Origin of the sequence: Acetobacter sp. KSO5, assembly GCF_044094635.1 — a bacterium.
GTDB classification, from domain to species: Bacteria; Pseudomonadota; Alphaproteobacteria; order Acetobacterales; family Acetobacteraceae; genus Acetobacter; species Acetobacter cerevisiae.
Map to the genome: position 1 here is coordinate 2690223 of NZ_CP172014.1, position 16683 is coordinate 2706905.

Below are 16683 nucleotides of genomic sequence, written 5' to 3' on the forward strand. Positions count from 1 at the left end.
CCCATGATGATCCATCGTCGCACTGCCCTGCTGGGTCTGGCTGCAAGCTGGACGCTCGGGCATTCGTCTCTCGCGGTTGCCGGGTCATCCGGCAGCCCGGATGATCCACGTCTGGTGGTCATTATCCTGCGCGGTGCGCTGGACGGCCTCTCGGCTGTTACACCGTACGGAGATGCTGACCTCAAAACCCATCGGCGGGCTCTTGTTCTTCCTGAACCCGGACAGGAAGGAGGGCTGCTGGATCTGGGGGGCTTCTATGGCCTGCATCCCGCCCTTCAGACACTTCACAGCCTTTATCGTGAAGGCCAGATGCTGCCTGTTCATGCAGTCGCCGGGCATTATCGCAGCCGTTCCCATTTTGAAGCACAGGACTATCTGGAAAGCGGTGCAGATAACCGCCTGAGCAGCGGCTGGCTGAACCGCGCTGTTGCAAGCCTTCAGGGTAAGACAAACAGGCCTGATGGATATGGGCTGGCCATGGGGCTGACTATTCCTCTTCTGTTACGTGGAACGGCCCGGGTTGGAAGTTATGCGCCAGCAGGAAGCCAGCACCCCAGCGAAGATCTTTATCATCAGATTTCTGCTCTGAACGCTTCCGACCCGGTTACAGGACCTGCTTTCAAAAATGCTCTCAGAGCACGAGGCTTTTCAGACGCGGCCATGACGGGGATGCCAACATCTTCCTCGCTCGACAAGCTCCACAAACCCGACGCCTTTACCCAGCTTTCAACAGCTGCTGGACAGATGCTGTCCACCCTTCATGGCCCACGGATTGCCGCCCTGGAAATCGGGGGATGGGATACGCATGCGGCGCAGCTTGGCCGTTTGGGAAGCCCTCTTGCCCAGCTGGATCGCGGGATTAATGCGTTGCATCAAAGTCTGGGAGAGAACTGGAAACGCACAGTCGTGCTTGCCATGACGGAATTTGGCAGAACTGTCCGAATGAACGGAACAGGTGGCACGGACCATGGCACTGGCACAGTCACCTTTCTGGCCGGAGGCGCCGTCGCGGGAGGCAAGGTTGGAGGAACATGGCCGGGCCTGCGCCCCAGCCAGCTTTTTGAAAACAGGGACCTCAGCCCCACAACAGACCTGCGTGCCGTTGCGGCAGGTGTTCTCTGCGATCATCTCCACCTGTCCCCACAGGCCATTGCAACGGTATTCCCCGGCCCGAGAACAGAGCCCATGAAAGGCCTGATTGCCTCGGCCTGAAGGATCTTCTTTCAGACGACTGATCCGAAGCTTGCTCGGGGCGTCATGCGAACCCTGAGGCTGGAGAAAACTTTTCATAAACCACTACCTTGCAATAAATGGTTCTGGTTTGTATTGAATAGCTATCGACAGCCACCAGCGAGTCGTCTGCGTCTGCCAAACGCCGGCAGCAGACCCCTCCGGAACAGGAAAAACCGTGGAACCCAACCTTGTTCAGTTCAAGAAAGGCGTGCTGGAGCTGTGTGTGCTTGCCCTTCTCTCCCGGGCAGATTCATACGGTTATGACATTGCCAGCCGCTTGTCTGAGGCCATTGATATGGGGGAAGGCACCATCTATCCGCTCATGCGGCGGATGCAGAAAGATGGTCTTGTCTCAACCTATTTTGTGGAATCATCCTCAGGGCCGCCTCGTAAATATTATGCGCTGACAGAACATGGCCGCCAGAGCCTGAACAGCCAGCGCACGGCATGGACTGCCTTCACAAAAGCCGTCCGCGCCATTCTGGGGTCTGATGACACAGCACCCGCCGCTTCCACCGAACCCTCTCCTCCCCCCACCACTCTGACGGTGCAGAAAACCGTAAGGAACACAAAGGCATGAACAGCAGACAGATGTTCCTGGACCAGTTGCGCGCAGGATTGAAAGGCCTGCCGCGCTCTGTCGTTGAGGATATTCTTACCGAATATACCGCGCATTTTGACGAAGGTCGTGCTGCCGGGCGTTCTGACGGTGAGATTGCCGCAGCACTGGGTGACCCTGCCCGACTGGCGCGGGAAGTACGGGCCGAAACCGGTGTGCGCCGGTGGGAAGATGAACGCAGCCTGAGCAACGCGCTGGGCGCGATTGTGGGTATCCTTGGGCTCGCAGCACTCGATCTTCTGGTCGTCCTGCCTGTGCTGATGACGATAGGCTCCGTGGACCTCGCGTTCTTCATTGTCGGGATCTGCATCTGTCTGGCAGGCAGCCTGATGCTGCCTTTCGCGCTGATCAACATACTGCCGGGGTTTGATGGAGACTGGCTTCAGGGCCTGCTGATCAGCCTTGGCATGGCCAGTGGCGGGGCTTCGATTGTGGCGGTGTGTGCCCTGTTTACCATCGGCACGCTTAATCTGCTCATCCGCTATGGCCGCGCCCATTACCGCCTGATTGCCAAAGCCAATCCCTCCTGATCCGCCTGTTCTTCAAGGAATTTCATCATGATCCGTGGCATTACAATGATCGCGCTGGGTGGCGCAGCCCTTTCCGCTCTTTGCTTTGGTGCGGCAGCATCCCGCGGGCCGGTCCTCTTCCCGGCAACAAAATGGACCGTTGACTGGACGGACACCGGAGCCGCAGGCCCGACCCAAACGCGCACGCTGGACTGGCAGGGCAGCAACGCCCTGACCCTCAATCTTCCTGCACAGATTATCTACAAGCAGGGAGACAAGCCCGGCATAACCGTCAGTGGGTCTGAAAAACTGGTAGAGCGTGTCACCCTGAAGGATAACACGCTGGATATGGCAGAAAATAAAAGTCACCATGTCCATTGGCGGAGTAGTTCACTGATCGTCACCATTACGGCCCCGGCTCTGAATACACTCACACTGAACGGGTTTGGCTCTCTGGATTTGCAGAATTACCAGCAGCCGCATCTGGACCTCACCATCAATGGGGCTGCCAGCGTGAAAGCCCATGGCCATACGGACAGCCTTAAACTGGTTATTGATGGCGCAGCCTCTGTCAATCTGTCCGACATGACGCTCTCTGACCTTGATCTCTCCATGGACGGAGCCGGGTCTGTCAAAGCCGGACCGACGGGGCGCGTTAAAGTATCCATAGATGGGGCGGGGTCCGTAAAACTCACCAACACGCCGCAATCTCTGACACAGCAGATCGACGGGATTGGCTCGGTCTCACTCCCGCACGGCACAGCAAAACCTGCGCTCAAAACCGCTCCGCAGTCCGATAAGGACAGTGACGGCGGGGAGAATGAGGATTTGTCTTTCTGAGAACAGAAGGCATCGTGCATCACGACGCAACAGGCTGGCACCCGGTGTCAGCCTGTTTTTTTATGGCTTGTGGGTTCAGACAGACTTTGAGAGCAGGTTGATCACCAGCACCCCGGCCATGATCAGCGCAATACCTGCAAGAGCTGGCAGGTCCAGTGACTGTTTGAAAACCGTCGCGCCGATAAGGGACACCAGCACGATCCCCACACCGGACCAGATGGCATAAACCACCCCGACCGGAATGGTCTTGATGGGGAGGGACAGGAAGTAGAACGCCACCCCATAGCCCAGCAGACTGATGATACCGGGCAGGCGTTTTTCAAAACCATGCGACGCGGTCAGGCAGGAGGTTGCAAACACCTCGGCAACAATGGCTACTGCCAGATAGAGATAAGGTTTACCGGGCACGCGTGACCTCACCAGACAAAGAAGATAAAGCGCACAACGCGCCGTGCGAACCCTGCCAGACAGCAGGGAAAACAGGCAAGAGCATAGCCTGAAAGGAATGCGCCTCTCACGGCGTGTTCAGCTTCCTGTCAGGTTCAGGCTCTATGCAGGAGTTCCTCCTCACCTGGCGCGTACCATGCCAGAGGGAGAAACCATGTTCAGACCAGGGTGTATGGTAGTTGATGAAGCCCTCTCGCTGTTGCTTAGTTTTGCTGATGGCACTCAGCACTCCATATCCGGCCTATGCTCAGAGTGTTTCCTCCTCACTCAGCGCGGACACATCCCCTCGTGACCGCCTCTCCTTCCCCGATGCCCTTACCATGGCATGGGCGCAGGACCCGCTCCGTTCGGAACTAGGCACCAACCGCCGCTCTGCCGAATCCCGGGCCAGAGCTGCCGGAAGCTGGTTTGCCGGCGGCCCGTCCCTCTCCGGTTCCTATTTTGATGACCACGCCGTAGGCTCCAACCTTGGCTATACAACCTATGAAGGCGGCGTGAGTGTACCGCTCTGGCTGCCGGGGCAAGGCAATGCCACCCGCAAGCTGGCCCGTGCTGATGCAGAGGCCGCCGCTGAACGGAGCAGTGCTGAGCATATGGCCCTTGCCGTCCGCCTTCTGGATGCGTCCGCTGCCGTATTGCTGGCGCATAAACGCGTCACCACCACGCAGGCGCTGTCCAGCGCTGCCGCACGCCTGAGTGCCAATGTCGCCCGCGCAGCCCACACGGGCGAGATGACACAGGCCGACCAGCAGATGGCGGAAGCCGCCCTCGCCTCTGCCCAGACGGACGCTGCCATGGCGCAGGAAGAAGCCCAGACGGCCACCGCCAGACTGGTCGCCTTGCTGGGGGCTCCGGTGGTGCCCGACCTTCTGGCCTTTTCCGCACCACAAAGCGCTGAGCAGAAACTTGTGGCCCACACAGTGGAAGACAATGACCCGCGCGTACGGACAGCGCAGAAAGAAACCGCCGCTGCCCGTGCCGATCTGGTTCTGGCCCGTCGTTCCTTCATGCCCAATCCGGAGATTGGCGTTGGGGCGATTCATGAAAAACAATATGGCAGCCCTTGGGATAACCGCGTGGGCGTAAACTTCACCATGCCTCTGCCCAGTGCCGTGCATAATGCGCCCCTGCTGGCCGAAGCCCGCAACCGCGTGGCGGCCGCAGAAACGCAGGAGACACTGGCCCGCCGCATGGTGCGGCAGGAACTGGTGCAAATCCGCGCTCGCCTCGCATCCGCCTCTGCGGCGCTCAAAAGTGCACAGACCGCCGCCCAGCAACTGGACCGCCGCGCGGATCTGATGGAACGCTCATGGAAGTTGCAGGAAAACTCGCTGGATGATGCGCTCCGGGCAAGGCAGGCGGCCTATACAGCGGATCTGGTGAGAGATCGGGCGGAAATCCTGTGGCACAGCGCCATTCTTCGCGCCCTGATTGCAGCTGGCGCGATACCCGGGCTTGAGCAAACCCCTTCCGCACTGCCCCGGCAACCTTCCGCACTGGTTGTGCCTACAACAGCAGAAACCGACAGCATGAATGATGCCGCCCCTCCGCACACACGGCAACCGGGGGAAGCGCTCCGTATCCCGGAGATGGTCTCCTCCCCCCGCAGCAGTGGCGCACCAATGCCATGAGCAGGCATCCGCATACTCCCCGCACCCATGTTCCTGCCACAAGAACATCCCTGCTTTACAACAGATCATTTTTTCAAAAATCGAAATTTTCACTTATGAAATCTCTTGCCGCTGTTCTGCTCGGCCTGACAGTTGTTCCCGTGCCTGCTCTGGCAGAAGGCACACCTCTGCCGCCCCTCACCCTCTCTGCTGAGGCCATCAGGAACGAGGGGATTCATATAGCCCCTGTCACGCAGGGCACGCTGGCGCATATGCTGCCCGCCATGGCCCGTGTGCTGCCAGATACAACGCGCACCGTCACGCTTCATACCGCAGGCGATGGGAAAGTGCTTTCTGTACTCGTGCTGCCGGGGCAGACCGTAAAAGCGGGTCAGCCTTTGCTGACGTATCAGAACCACACACTCCATCTGGCCCGCCTGCAAAACGCCCAGACACGGGCCGCCCTTGCCGCCGCCAGCGCAGACCGCGCCAATGCTGCGGCGGCGTATGATCGGGCGCGCGCACTGGCAGGCACAACCGTCTCTATTGGAGAAATGCGCCGCCGGCTGGCTGTGCTGAAAGAAACACAGAACACCGTTGCAACCCATGAAGCGGAACTGGGCGTGCTGGCCCATCGCCTGCAGGAAGAATACACCTCGCCTACGGAAACACATGGTTCGGATGAAACCTCGACTATCATTTCCCCTCTGGATGGAACAATCACGCAGGTTGAGACAGCAGTCGCTGCGGATGTCGCCCCACCCGTGCCACTGCTGACTGTAAGTGACACCGCCCATGTCTGGGTTGTTTCAGATGTGCCGCCACAGGATGCACAACGCATTGTGCGGGGCGGCAGACAGGAAACCTTTTTCGCATCCTCGGGCGACACACCACACTCCCCGCCCCTGCTCTCCACCATTGAAACCATTGATACCGCGACCGACCCGACAAGCGGGCTGGTGCGGGTCCTCAGCCGCGTTGCCAATCCTGCCGGACAGTTGCGCCCCGGAACGATGCTGAACAGCCTTTTGCAAACGACACAGACAGGCTCAGGCCTTATTGTGCCGGCGCAGTCTGTTCAGACTCTTGGAGACCAGACAGTCGTTTTTGTGCAAACCGCGCCAGACCATTTTCAGCCGACCCCCGTGCGCATCGGCATGGAGGAAAATGACAAAACTCTTATTCTCTCAGGCCTGAAAAATGGCGATCAGGTTGTAAGTGATGGCAGTCTGGCGCTGAAAGCCATGGTGCTTCTGCCCGGTATGGATGCGGACTAAGCCCGTGCGGACATTTTTTGAAAAACTGAATCAGGCCCGCTTTCTGCTGCTGGCCTTTCTGGTGCTGCTCATGGCGGGGGGCTGTGTTGTTTTGTCGGGCCTGCCGGTGGAGGCTGTGCCCGACATTTCCCCCCAGCAGGTTCTGGTCTCTGCCGTGGCGCCCGGTCTGGCGACGGAAGAAGTTGAAAAACTGATTACCTTTCCTGTGGAAAGCAGCATGGCGGGTATTCCAGGCGTGAAGGATTTACGCTCAGTCTCCCGCTCCGGGGTCTCGGTTGTTTATGTCCAGTTTGAGGATGGCTCCGACATCAATCTGGACCGCACCCGTGTGAACGAACGCATGGCGCAGGCCCGCACACTGCTGAGCGTGCCCGGTGTCACCCTGAACATGGGACCGCTGACCACCGGCATGGGGGAAATTTTCCAGTTCCAGCTTAAAGGCCCCGGTCTGTCACTGATGGACCTTAACCGCCTGATGAACTGGACCGTGGCCCCGCAGCTCAAGCTGGTGCCGGGTGTAGCGGAGGTCAATATTGGCGGCGGTGCTGAAGAAACGTGGGAGGTTACGCTCGACCCACCCCGTCTGCTCGCTTATGGCCTCTCCGTAGGCGATGTGTATCGCGCCATAGATGCCAGCAACGCAGCTGCGGGCGGCGGCTGGATTGAGCATCATGCCGAACAGCAGGTTGTCGCCGGACGCGGACTTTTGCGTTCCCTTAAGGATTTTGGAGCAATTACCGTCAAAACCGGACCGGGAGGCACGGCCATACGCCTGCGGGATCTGGGCCGCATTAACACAGGACCACGCACCCGTCTGGGAGCCGTGACGCGCGACGGAAAAGGGGAAATCGTCACCGGCGTGGTGATGATGGAAAAAGGCGGGAGTTCCGATGCCACGCTGGCGGGCATCCGGGCGGCTCTGCCTGCCATCACGCAATCCCTCCCTGCGGGTGTGACGCTGGCCCCTTATTACAACCGCGCCATGCTCACCAACCGCACCATTGCGACAGTGCGGGAAAATCTTCTGATTGGCGCAGCACTTGTTGTGGCCGTGCTGCTTGCAGTTATTGGTAATTTGCGGGCATCGCTGCTGATTGCGTCCGTTATTCCATTCGCGCTGGTCTGTGCCATGACGGGCATGTGGGTGTTTGGCATTTCTGCCAATCTGCTCAGTCTGGGTGCCATTGATTTCGGCATGATTGTGGATAGCTCTCTGGTGGTCGTGGAGCATGTGCTCAGCCGTCGGCTGAAGGAACCAAATCTGCCATTTGGAACATTGGTGCGTTCCTCCGCAGAACAGATTGTGCGGCCAGTCAGTTTTGCCATTCTGGTCATCATCATGGTCTATCTGCCTGTGCTGACGCTGGAAGGCATTGAGGGCCGAATGTTCCGACCCATGGCGCAAACCGTTATCATGGCGCTGGCGGCCTCCCTCCTCTACTGTCTGGTATGGATCCCCATCCTGTGCGTTTCCGTGCTGCGCAACACGCATGTGCCGCATGAAACCCGGCTGATGGCATGGTTGCGCAGGCATTATCTGCCCCTGTTCTCACGCTGTGTACGCAGGCCCCGGCTGCTTGTTGGCGGCAGTCTTGGCATATGTCTTCTGGCCGCCGGGCTGGCCATGATGCTGGGCAGCGAGTTTGTGCCCCAGTTGGAAGAAGGCGCGCTGACACTCACAGCCACGCGCCTGCCCAGCACCGCGCTGCAAACCGTTCTGGCGTCCGTCAAACAGCAGGAGCGGCTGATTAAAAGTTTTCCGGAAGTGGAAACGGTCGTCAGCAACACCGGCACCGGCGCGATCCCGACGGACCCGATGGGGCAGAACGAAACCGACAGCTTTATTTTGCTTAAAGAACCCCGTACCGGGCGCTCTCAGGCAGAGCTGGTCGCCGCCATGAACAAGACCCTGCAGCAGAACCTGCCCGATGCCCTCTATTCCTGGAGCCAGCCGGTGCAAATGCGGATGGATGATCTGCTCTCCGGCGTGCGCACCCAGATTGCTGTGTCTGTTTACGGGGATGATCTGCCAACGCTCTCCCGCCTGAGCGGGCAGGTGGTTAAAGCCCTCAACAGTGTGCGGGGGGCTGCTGATGTGATGGCAGCGGATGAGGGCACAATTCCGTTCCTGCATATCGACGTAAACCGGGAAAACGCAGGCCGACTGAACGTGCGCGTGCAGGATATTCTGGATCTGGTGGAAGCCATCGGGGGCCATATCGGGCGACCTGCAACGGCCAACAATGCCATTATCGCCACACAGGCTCAGCTGGACCCGGCACAAACACGCACCCTTGCCGCAATTGGTGCCCTGCGGGTGCCACAGGCGGACGGGCGCGGGACTGTCCTGCTCTCTCAGGTCGCGGATATTCGGCAGCAGGATGGTCCGCCACGCATTAGCCGGGATGGCATCCGTCGGCGTGTGATCATTCAGGCCAATGTGCGCGGGCGAGATCTGGCTTCTTACGTCGCCGAAGCCCAGAAGGTTGTGCAACGCACCGTCACCCTCCCGCATGGCTATACTATCCGCTGGGATGGACAATTCCGAAACCTTCAGTCTGCGTCAAAAAGGCTGGGTATTGTTGTGCCTGTCGCCCTCACGCTGATCTTCCTGCTGCTCGTTGCCGCCCTTGGCACGGTGCGACTGGCCCTTCTGGTGTTCTGCAATCTGCCACTGGCAGCCTCTGGGGGGATTTTTGCGCTGGTACTGCGCGGGCTTCCCTTCAGCATTTCTGCTGGCATTGGGTTTATTGCGCTCTTTGGCGTCGCGGTGCTGAATGGCGTGGTGCAGGTCAGCACCGCCGAGCAGATCCGCCGCCGGGGCGTGGGGGCGGCCCGCGCCGGTTTTACAGCCGCCAGAGAACGCTTCCGGCCTGTCATGGCCACGGCGCTTGTGGCCAGTCTGGGCTTTTTCCCCATGGCGTTTTCCGCCTCTGCCGGGGCGGAAGTGGAGCGCCCGCTGGCCAGTGTGGTGATTGGCGGGCTGGTAACCTCCACCCTGCTCACATTGTTTGTTTTGCCTCTGCTCTATGCGCGTTTTATGAAACAGAAGACCCGCCCAAAAGAGGACACTGAGCCCGCATGCGTATCCTGATTATGGAAGATGAACCCCATCTGGGTGCTGCCGTGCAGGAACGGGTAAGGCAGGCGGGACATACGGTGGACTGGTTTACCACGCTGGAAGATGGCCGCGCCGCTCTGGCGACTGTGCAGTATGATGTGCTGCTGCTTGACCTTGGTCTGCCTGATGGCAGCGGCCGCACCCTGCTGCGGGAAATCCGCCAGACCAGTTCCCCTCTGGCCGTACTGATTACCACGGCGGAAGATCAGGTGAGCGACCGCATTGCCGGTTTGTCCGACGGGGCCGATGATTATCTGGCCAAACCATATGATCTGGATGAACTGGTCGCCCGGATTGCCGCCGTGGGCCGCCGCTACCGCCCGCTGGTCGATAACCGGCTGAAAGTGGGTGATATCGACATTGATCTGGAACGCTTGCGCCTGACGCGGGACGGACAGGTGATTGACCTGACAGCGCGGGAATGGGCACTGGTAGAGCTGCTGGCCCGCCGCCCGGGTGCAATCTGCTCGCGCGAGCGGATAGAAGATGCGCTGTATAATCTGGGAGAAGAAGTTGGTAGTAATACCATAGAAGTCTTCGTCAGCCGCGTACGCAAAAAACTGGGCGCGGACATTATCCGCACCGTACGCGGACGCGGCTACTGCCTTGAGCAACCAGCAACTTCATGACCTCGTCCCCGGACAAACCTGTACGCCCCTGGCGGCTGGCAACGCGGCTGATCCGTGGGGTAACGGGGGTGGTGATTGGTTGTCTTGCGATTGTCGCTCTGATGACAGCCGGCTTTACAAAATACGAGATTACAGAACGCCTGGATGACTCCCTGCAGGAAGTAGGAGAGCGGCTGCAATTTGCCGTTCTGGCCCTGAACCAGCAGGGACCGGGGCATGATGTGGCGCATCTGTCCGATATCAAACCCACATCGCTGGCCTATCAGATTACGGATACCTCAGGCCATGTCCTGCTACGATCTTCCAATGCACCCGCAGTCCGTTTTTCCGTACCCCTTTCCAGCGGGTTTTACATGCTGCCGCAGTTCCGTGTGTATGTAACACCCGCTGCGCAGGTGGACCGCTTTATTCTGGTGGGGGAACCCCGCCTGCACCGCACACAAGCCACAAATAAAGCCATTCTGATTGCCGTGCTGCCCATTATTGGCTCAGTGCCCTGCATCTGGCTTCTGGTCATCTGGATTGTGCGCCGGGGGCTGCGGCCGCTGGTCCGCCTGCAGGATGAAATCCGGGAACGTGGCAGCGGCAACCTCAAACCGGTGCCGGAACTGGCCTTGCCTGTGGAGCTCTCCACCATTCAGGTCGCCGTCAATTCTCTTTTAGAGCGTTTGCAAAAAGCACTCTCTGCAGAACGGGCTTTTGCCGCCAATGCCGCGCATGAACTCCGCAACCCGATTGCCGCCCTGCTGGCACAGGCGCAGATGCTGCGTTCCACAGCCTTACGCAAACCCTCTGGCGCTGCCAATGCAAACCCAGAAAGTGATGCCGCTCAGGATGCTGCAAATACCACGCAACGGCTGGATGCACTCATCAGCCAGATCCATCGCCTGAGCCGAACAGTTGAAAAACTGCTGCAACTGTCACGCGCTGTTGCAGGCACGGCGTTGCGGCGAGATCGGTTTGACCTGCTTCCCGTACTGCATGTAGTGGCGGATGAACTGGACCGGCCTGACCACGCCTGCCCACGTATTGTGATTGAAACGGGTGACCTGACACAGCTGGAGGTTCTGGGGGATCTGGATGCAGCAGGCATCCTGTTCCGCAATCTGCTGGAAAATGCTTTGCGCCATAGCCCGCAGGGGTCTGCCGTGCAGGTGCATGTCACCGCCAGCTCCGCTCTTCCAGCGTGCTGTGTGGCTAACACCTCGGCTGCCGCTGATCAGGCACAAGCCTATGAACACAGCGCCTGCGTCACGATTCAAAACACCTGCCCGCCTCTGGGCCCGGATCTGCTCAATCGTCTGACGGACCCGTTTGTGCGCGGCAATCCCAGCACGGAAGGCAGCGGGCTGGGGCTGGCCATTGCACGGACCATCGCCCGGCAAATGGCCATTCGGATGGACTTATTTTCCCCCATCCCCGGACAGGACGATGGGTTTATGGTGCAGCTGACATTCCAGAAAGCCCCTCCCCGCGCCTGACAGAAAGGCCTTTAGCCAATCCGTTCGAGGCCGCCCATGTAAGGCCGCAGGACGTCTGGCACCGTGATGGAACCATCTTCATTCTGGCCGTTTTCCATCACCGCAATTAGCGTACGGCCTACTGCCAGACCGGAGCCGTTCAGCGTATGCACAAACACCGGAGCCCCACCACCCTGCGGGCGGAAACGGGCATTCATGCGGCGTGCCTGAAAATCGCGCGTGTTGGAGCAGGACGAAATTTCACGCCATGCGGCCTGACCCGGCAGCCATGCTTCCAGATCAAACGTCTTGGCGGCCCCAAACCCGGTATCGCCCGCACACAGCAGCACCCGGCGATACGGCACGCCCAGCTTTTCCAGAATTTTTTCAGCACAGCGCGTCATGCGCTCATGCTCTGCTTCACTCTCTTCCGGCGTGGTGACGGACACCATTTCCACTTTTTCAAACTGGTGCTGGCGCAGCATGCCGCGCACGTCACGCCCGGCAGACCCGGCCTCACTACGGAAGCACTGACTCAGCGCCGTCATCCGGCGGGGCAGCGTGAGAGCATCCAGAATGTCTCCCGCGACAGAGGCCGTCAGCGGGACTTCTGCCGTGGGGATCAGCCAGCGGCCATCTTCTGTGCGGAAAGACTGATCGGCAAACTTGGGCAGCTTGTCCGTGCCATACATGGCGGCATCATTCACCAGCACCGGCACCTGTGTTTCTTCGTAGCCGTTCTCATCCGTATGCTGATCCAGCATGAACTGGCCCAGTGCACGGGCCATACGAGCCAGTGCACCACGCAGCACCACAAACCGGGCACCGGAAAGTTTGGAGGCCGTGGCGAAGTCCATCAGGCCCAGCGCTTCCCCCAGCTCAAAATGCTGGCGCGCGGTAAAGCTGAACTCACGCGGCGTGCCCCAGACATGCTGGACCACATTCGCCGTTTCATCCGGGCCATCGGGCACGGAGGGGTCAAGCCGGTTGGGCAGGCTGGCCAGAATTTCGGCGCTCTGGCCTTCCAGATCGGCCACACGCCGTTCCAGTATTTCCATCTCGGCGCGGATTTCAATACCTTCGGCTTCCAGCGCGCTGCTATCACCACCGGTGCGCTTCATGCCGCCAATTTCACGCGCCAGCGCCTTCCGGCGGGCCTGTTTTTCCTGCAGGGCCGTCTGCGCCTGACGCCGTTCTTCATCCCATGAGACAAGCTTCTGCGCGACAGGGTCGATCCCGCGGCGAGCGAGATCGGCATCAAAAGCGGCAGGGTCTGCGCGCAGAGCGCGGATATCATGCATGGATCAGGAAGCCTCTTCCTCTGGAGTGGTCTCTTCGGACAGCGGGTCCGGCTTGGTCTTGGGTTCAACAAGCCGGGCTGCCACAATGGAAATTTCGTAAAGAAGGACAAGCGGCACCGCCAGCCCTATCTGGGTAATCACATCCGGCGGCATCAGAATGGCGGCGATGACAAACGCCCCCACAATGGCATACCGACGAAAGCGCTTGAGCATATCGGCGGTCACAATCCCCACCCGCGCCAGCAGGGTGAGCACCACCGGCAGTTCAAACGCGACCCCAAACGCCATGATCAGCTTCATGACCAGTGAGAGATATTCAGACACCTTGGCCTGAAGCTCAATCTGCACGCCGCCAGAACTGCCCGGCGTCTGGAAGGACAGGAAGAACCGCCACGCGATGGGGAAAATGAAGTAATACGCCAGCGCCGCACCCAGCAGGAACAGGATGGGCGTTGCAATCAGAAACGGGGCAAAGGCCCGCTTTTCCGACCGGTACAAACCGGGGGCGATAAAAATCCACGCCTGAATGGCAATAATGGGGAAGGACATAAATGCCGCCCCGAAAAAGGCCACGCGGATATAGGTGAAAAAGGCCTCGTACAGCGCTGTGTAGATCAGATGCGGCTGCTCACCCTGCTGCCGCATGATCTCGCCCAGAGGCCGGGCCAGAAAGAGATAAATGTCACCTGCAAAATGGTAACACAGCGCAAAACACACCAGAAAGGCCGCGCCGGACCATAAAAGGCGGCGGCGCAGTTCAAGCAGATGGTCAATCAGCGGCATGGGCTGATCGTGGATCGGATCATCCTGCAGGGGTTCGTTCTCCTTCATAGCCCGCGCCCGGTCTCCATGCCTTCAAGCGCCTGCGCAGGGTGCTCACCAACTGACTGACCCGGCACGGCTGGCCCCGGCGCCACCCGGCGTTGCCCGTGCATCAGCCGCACGGGGGGCAGAATGGCAGGCGGGAAAAGCTGCGCGCGTTCCTTGACAATACGCCGCACATGATTGGGCGGCAGTTCCGGCGGAGCATCCACCACCTCATCTTCTACCAGCGGGTTAAGATCATCCAGCGCGACACCACTCGCCGCAGAAGGCGGCAGGCTGGGCAGACCAACGCTGCGTTCTTCCAGCATGGCAGTCGAGCCACCTGTCGTGCCGGCAACAGCGGTGGGACGCGGCGGCGTATCCAGTCCGCGCGGACCTGCGGGGCGGACACCGGGCGGCTCATCAAAAGACCGCGCCAGTGTGCCATCCCCATCAATGGCTTTCATGATGCGGCCGCGTACGTTCAGGTTCCGCAGATCCCGCACATGGTCGCGCACTTCCGTCAGGTCCGCCTCGCGCACCATTTCATCCACGTGCGACTGAAACTCGCTCGCCAACTTACGTGCTTTTTTGACAAACCCGGCCAGCCCCCGGATGGCCACAGGCAGATCCTTCGGACCAATGACGACCAGCGCCACCGCTCCTATCAGCGCAATTTCCGACCAGGCAAAATCAAACATCCGCAGGACCACCCATCAGCATGAAGCGGGAGAACGAGCCTCTCCACTCATGCGTCTCTCTTGCACGCGTACCCCTGCCCCATGCCAGTATGCCGGAGAGGGCAGGATTTACGCGCAGACGCCGCAGATCTATCACGACCGCCCCGGCTCGGAAACAGTTGCCGCTCCGGCATCTGCCTCCGGCTGGGCGGATACGTCATCAGGCTGAGCTTCCGCCGCCGGTTCCAGTTCTGGCTGAACAGGGGCAGCCTCTCCCTCTGCGGGAGTTAAACCAGGGTCCGTTTCAACCGGATCGCCTTCTATACCGTCACCGGAAGGAACAACCTCACCCGCATCTACCAAATGCTCTTCAGGCGCTTCCGGCTCTGAGATGGTATGCTCTGTTGCATCCTGTGCGGGCTTTCTGCCAGAGGTCAGCGTATCCGGCACGTCCACCAGAAGTTCCTCGCGCCGGGGCAGGTCAGACAGAGCACGCAGGCCGAAATGCCGCAGGAAATCAGGCGTTGTGCCCCACAGCACCGGGCGGCCCGGCACTTCCTTGCGTCCGCGCGGGACAATCAGAGACGCCTCAATCAACGTATCCAGCACATTCTGGCCGAGGCTGACCCCGCGAATTTCTTCAATTTCCACACGGGTACAGGGCTGGTGATAGGCAATAATCGCCAACGTCTCCATGACCGCACGCGGCAGGCGACGGGGTTTTTCCAGCACGCGGGTTAGAGCAGGAGCCAGATCTGGCGCTGTGCGGAACTGCCAGCCACCGGCCACTTCCACCGGCATGACGCCACGCCCTTCATACCGCGCCACCAGCGCCCCCATGACAGCTGCCACAAAAGCTCCAAGGTCTTCCACCCCATCTGGCACCAGTTGCCGGAGTTCCAGCAATTCCGCCAGACGCCGAAGACTGACCGGTTCGGTACCCGCAAAAATCAGAGCTTCCGCCAGACGCACGGCGTCATCCGGCACGGCAAACAGCACATCTACGCCTTGCGGCTCTATACCAGACAGAGCGGCTATAATCTCCGGCGTATCGGCCACCGCCTGTGACGGCTGCGATACCTGCGAAGCGTGCGGGATCGTCTCAGATTCTTCGCTCATGGGGTCTCCCTGCCTGTGCGCCGCGTCCTGCGTCCGGGCCTGTCATCATGCGCGGCTGGCGTAGCACTTCCCTCCGCTGCTTCAATGTCCTTCACCCGCCTGCTAGCCGTTGCGGCGTCATCCGTATGGTCGGTATCCTCGTCCATCGAAACGTCTTGCTCCTCATGCGGCCGCAGCATGATTTTGCCGAAGGTTTCATCCTGCCGCAGTTCCAGCCGACCGCTTTTGGCCAGTTCCAATCCCGCAATCAGGGTGCCTGCCACGGCGGCCCGCCGCTGGCGCATGGCCTCCTCCCCCACGCCCTCTTCCGGCAACTGCTCCGGTAAAAAGGCATCCAGACTGTTCCAGCCCGGCGGGGTTTTGCCCAGCAAGCGAGTCAGACGGGCAAGCGCATCCTGCACCGTCCAGAACCGGATAGTGCGGGGTGCATAAATCCGCTTCCGGGCGGTACGCCGCATGGCCGCCATATAGGCGCGCATGAGTTGCGGCATATCCAGCGCCAGACCGGAGCGGTCAATTTCAATCAGGGTTTCGCCCTCACCCCGGGCGAACACATCGCGCCCAAGCCGAGGCCGGGCATCCAGCCAGCGGGCAAGTTCCGTCATGCAGGCCAGCTCAATCAGCCGTTCCTGCAAAAGCTCGGCGGCGTCTTCCCCCTCCGCCGCCAGTTCATCTTCCGCAGGTAGCAGCAGGCGGGATTTCAGCCAGGCCAGCCAGGCCGCCATAACCAGCCAGTCTGCCGCCAGCTCCAGCCGCACTTTGCGGGCAGATTCCACAACAGCGAGATACTGTTCCACCAGTTGCAGGATGGAAATGCGGGACAGATCAACCTTCTGCGCCCGCGCCAGATCCAGCAACAGATCAAGCGGGCCTTCAAACCCGTCCAGTGACAGGAGGGGGACACGCGGCACACCGCCATCCCCGCCAGCGTCCGCGCCTACCGGAACAGCAACGCCAGAAGCCTCTGCCGGGTCTGGCAGAGGCTCTGACGTTTCCATCTCTGGCACGCTCTCAGGCGGCTGCGCGGCATCCAT

15 protein-coding genes are annotated in these 16683 nt (G+C 60.1%); 9 read left to right on the top strand and 6 right to left on the bottom strand.

Annotation, left to right across the window (positions count from 1 at the left end; translation table 11 throughout):
* The first annotated feature begins 3 nt into the window (after window positions 1–3).
* The 4 genes from ACHQGU_RS12150 to ACHQGU_RS12165 all read left to right on the top strand — a co-directional run bounded on the left by ACHQGU_RS12150 (window position 4) and on the right by ACHQGU_RS12165 (window position 3201).
* Window positions 4–1212 carry a DUF1501 domain-containing protein gene (locus tag ACHQGU_RS12150; protein ID WP_395495181.1) on the top strand — a complete coding sequence of 403 codons (1209 nt, stop codon included), beginning with the start codon at window positions 4–6 and terminating at the stop codon, window positions 1210–1212.
* 196 nt (window positions 1213–1408) lie between these two features.
* Window positions 1409–1813 (top strand): PadR family transcriptional regulator, encoded by a 405-nt coding sequence (locus tag ACHQGU_RS12155; RefSeq protein ID WP_395495182.1) that lies wholly within the window; start codon window positions 1409–1411, stop codon window positions 1811–1813.
* On the top strand, window positions 1810–2382 hold the full coding sequence (locus ACHQGU_RS12160) for a DUF1700 domain-containing protein (RefSeq protein ID WP_395495183.1): 573 nt from the start codon (window positions 1810–1812) through the stop codon (window positions 2380–2382). Before ACHQGU_RS12155 ends, ACHQGU_RS12160 begins: the two co-directional genes overlap by 4 nt.
* Window positions 2383–2409: 27 nt before the next feature.
* Window positions 2410–3201 (top strand): GIN domain-containing protein, encoded by a 792-nt coding sequence (locus ACHQGU_RS12165; protein WP_395495184.1) that lies wholly within the window; start codon window positions 2410–2412, stop codon window positions 3199–3201.
* Between the two features lie 75 nt (window positions 3202–3276).
* Here the strand turns inward: ACHQGU_RS12165 and ACHQGU_RS12170 are convergent, their stop codons facing one another.
* Window positions 3277–3609, bottom strand: a complete 333-nt coding sequence (locus ACHQGU_RS12170) for a multidrug efflux SMR transporter (RefSeq protein ID WP_062141754.1) — start codon at window positions 3607–3609, stop codon at window positions 3277–3279.
* A 254-nt stretch (window positions 3610–3863) separates the two neighbouring features.
* Between ACHQGU_RS12170 and ACHQGU_RS12175 the strand changes: the two genes are divergently transcribed.
* The 5 genes from ACHQGU_RS12175 to ACHQGU_RS12195 all read left to right on the top strand — a co-directional run bounded on the left by ACHQGU_RS12175 (window position 3864) and on the right by ACHQGU_RS12195 (window position 11766).
* The gene (locus ACHQGU_RS12175) at window positions 3864–5279 is read left to right on the top strand and encodes a TolC family protein (protein ID WP_395495185.1); all 1416 of its coding nucleotides are present in this window, start codon (window positions 3864–3866) and stop codon (window positions 5277–5279) included.
* A gap of 95 nt (window positions 5280–5374) precedes the next feature.
* Entirely contained in the window at window positions 5375–6535 is a 1161-nt protein-coding gene (locus tag ACHQGU_RS12180; RefSeq protein WP_395495186.1) for an efflux RND transporter periplasmic adaptor subunit, read from the top strand.
* Entirely contained in the window at window positions 6525–9629 is a 3105-nt protein-coding gene (locus ACHQGU_RS12185) for an efflux RND transporter permease subunit (protein WP_395495187.1), read from the top strand. The genes ACHQGU_RS12180 and ACHQGU_RS12185 overlap by 11 nt, the downstream gene beginning before the upstream one ends.
* A complete protein-coding gene (locus tag ACHQGU_RS12190) occupies window positions 9617–10285 on the top strand; it encodes a response regulator transcription factor (protein WP_062141757.1) in 669 nt (222 codons plus the stop codon). The genes ACHQGU_RS12185 and ACHQGU_RS12190 overlap by 13 nt, the downstream gene beginning before the upstream one ends.
* The gene (locus tag ACHQGU_RS12195; RefSeq protein WP_395495188.1) at window positions 10282–11766 is read left to right on the top strand and encodes a sensor histidine kinase; all 1485 of its coding nucleotides are present in this window, start codon (window positions 10282–10284) and stop codon (window positions 11764–11766) included. The genes ACHQGU_RS12190 and ACHQGU_RS12195 overlap by 4 nt, the downstream gene beginning before the upstream one ends.
* Window positions 11767–11777: 11 nt before the next feature.
* Here ACHQGU_RS12195 and serS read toward each other — a convergent pair whose 3' ends face one another.
* The 5 genes from serS to ACHQGU_RS12220 all read right to left on the bottom strand — a co-directional run bounded on the left by serS (window position 11778) and on the right by ACHQGU_RS12220 (window position 16647).
* A complete protein-coding gene (gene serS / locus ACHQGU_RS12200; protein WP_215754574.1) occupies window positions 11778–13046 on the bottom strand; it encodes a serine--tRNA ligase in 1269 nt (422 codons plus the stop codon).
* Between the two features lie 3 nt (window positions 13047–13049).
* Window positions 13050–13877 carry a twin-arginine translocase subunit TatC gene (tatC, locus tag ACHQGU_RS12205; protein ID WP_395495189.1) on the bottom strand — a complete coding sequence of 276 codons (828 nt, stop codon included), beginning with the start codon at window positions 13875–13877 and terminating at the stop codon, window positions 13050–13052.
* Window positions 13874–14551, bottom strand: coding sequence for a Sec-independent protein translocase protein TatB (gene tatB, locus ACHQGU_RS12210; RefSeq protein ID WP_395495190.1), 678 nt, complete (start codon window positions 14549–14551; stop codon window positions 13874–13876). Before tatB ends, tatC begins: the two co-directional genes overlap by 4 nt.
* Before the next feature lie 132 nt (window positions 14552–14683).
* The gene (scpB, locus tag ACHQGU_RS12215; protein ID WP_395495191.1) at window positions 14684–15649 is read right to left on the bottom strand and encodes an SMC-Scp complex subunit ScpB; all 966 of its coding nucleotides are present in this window, start codon (window positions 15647–15649) and stop codon (window positions 14684–14686) included.
* The gene (locus ACHQGU_RS12220) at window positions 15646–16647 is read right to left on the bottom strand and encodes a segregation and condensation protein A (RefSeq protein WP_395496433.1); all 1002 of its coding nucleotides are present in this window, start codon (window positions 16645–16647) and stop codon (window positions 15646–15648) included. The genes scpB and ACHQGU_RS12220 overlap by 4 nt, the downstream gene beginning before the upstream one ends.
* Window positions 16648–16683: the final 36 nt, after the last annotated feature.

What these genes read in the sequence shown, in the direction of transcription:
- ACHQGU_RS12150 (WP_395495181.1), top strand. Translation starts at nt 4, where the DNA reads ATGATGATCCATCGTCGCACTGCCCTGCTGGGTCTGGCTGCAAGCTGG.
- ACHQGU_RS12160 (WP_395495183.1), top strand. Translation starts at nt 1,810, where the DNA reads ATGAACAGCAGACAGATGTTCCTGGACCAGTTGCGCGCAGGATTGAAA.
- ACHQGU_RS12165 (WP_395495184.1), top strand. Translation starts at nt 2,410, where the DNA reads ATGATCCGTGGCATTACAATGATCGCGCTGGGTGGCGCAGCCCTTTCC.
- ACHQGU_RS12175 (WP_395495185.1), top strand. Translation starts at nt 3,864, where the DNA reads ATGGCACTCAGCACTCCATATCCGGCCTATGCTCAGAGTGTTTCCTCC.
- ACHQGU_RS12180 (WP_395495186.1), top strand. Translation starts at nt 5,375, where the DNA reads ATGAAATCTCTTGCCGCTGTTCTGCTCGGCCTGACAGTTGTTCCCGTG.
- ACHQGU_RS12185 (WP_395495187.1), top strand. Translation starts at nt 6,525, where the DNA reads ATGCGGACTAAGCCCGTGCGGACATTTTTTGAAAAACTGAATCAGGCC.
- ACHQGU_RS12190 (WP_062141757.1), top strand. Translation starts at nt 9,617, where the DNA reads ATGCGTATCCTGATTATGGAAGATGAACCCCATCTGGGTGCTGCCGTG.
- ACHQGU_RS12195 (WP_395495188.1), top strand. Translation starts at nt 10,282, where the DNA reads ATGACCTCGTCCCCGGACAAACCTGTACGCCCCTGGCGGCTGGCAACG.
- serS (WP_215754574.1), bottom strand. Translation starts at nt 13,046, where the DNA reads ATGCATGATATCCGCGCTCTGCGCGCAGACCCTGCCGCTTTTGATGCC.
- tatC (WP_395495189.1), bottom strand. Translation starts at nt 13,877, where the DNA reads ATGAAGGAGAACGAACCCCTGCAGGATGATCCGATCCACGATCAGCCC.
- tatB (WP_395495190.1), bottom strand. Translation starts at nt 14,551, where the DNA reads ATGTTTGATTTTGCCTGGTCGGAAATTGCGCTGATAGGAGCGGTGGCG.
- scpB (WP_395495191.1), bottom strand. Translation starts at nt 15,649, where the DNA reads ATGAGCGAAGAATCTGAGACGATCCCGCACGCTTCGCAGGTATCGCAG.
- ACHQGU_RS12220 (WP_395496433.1), bottom strand. Translation starts at nt 16,647, where the DNA reads ATGGAAACGTCAGAGCCTCTGCCAGACCCGGCAGAGGCTTCTGGCGTT.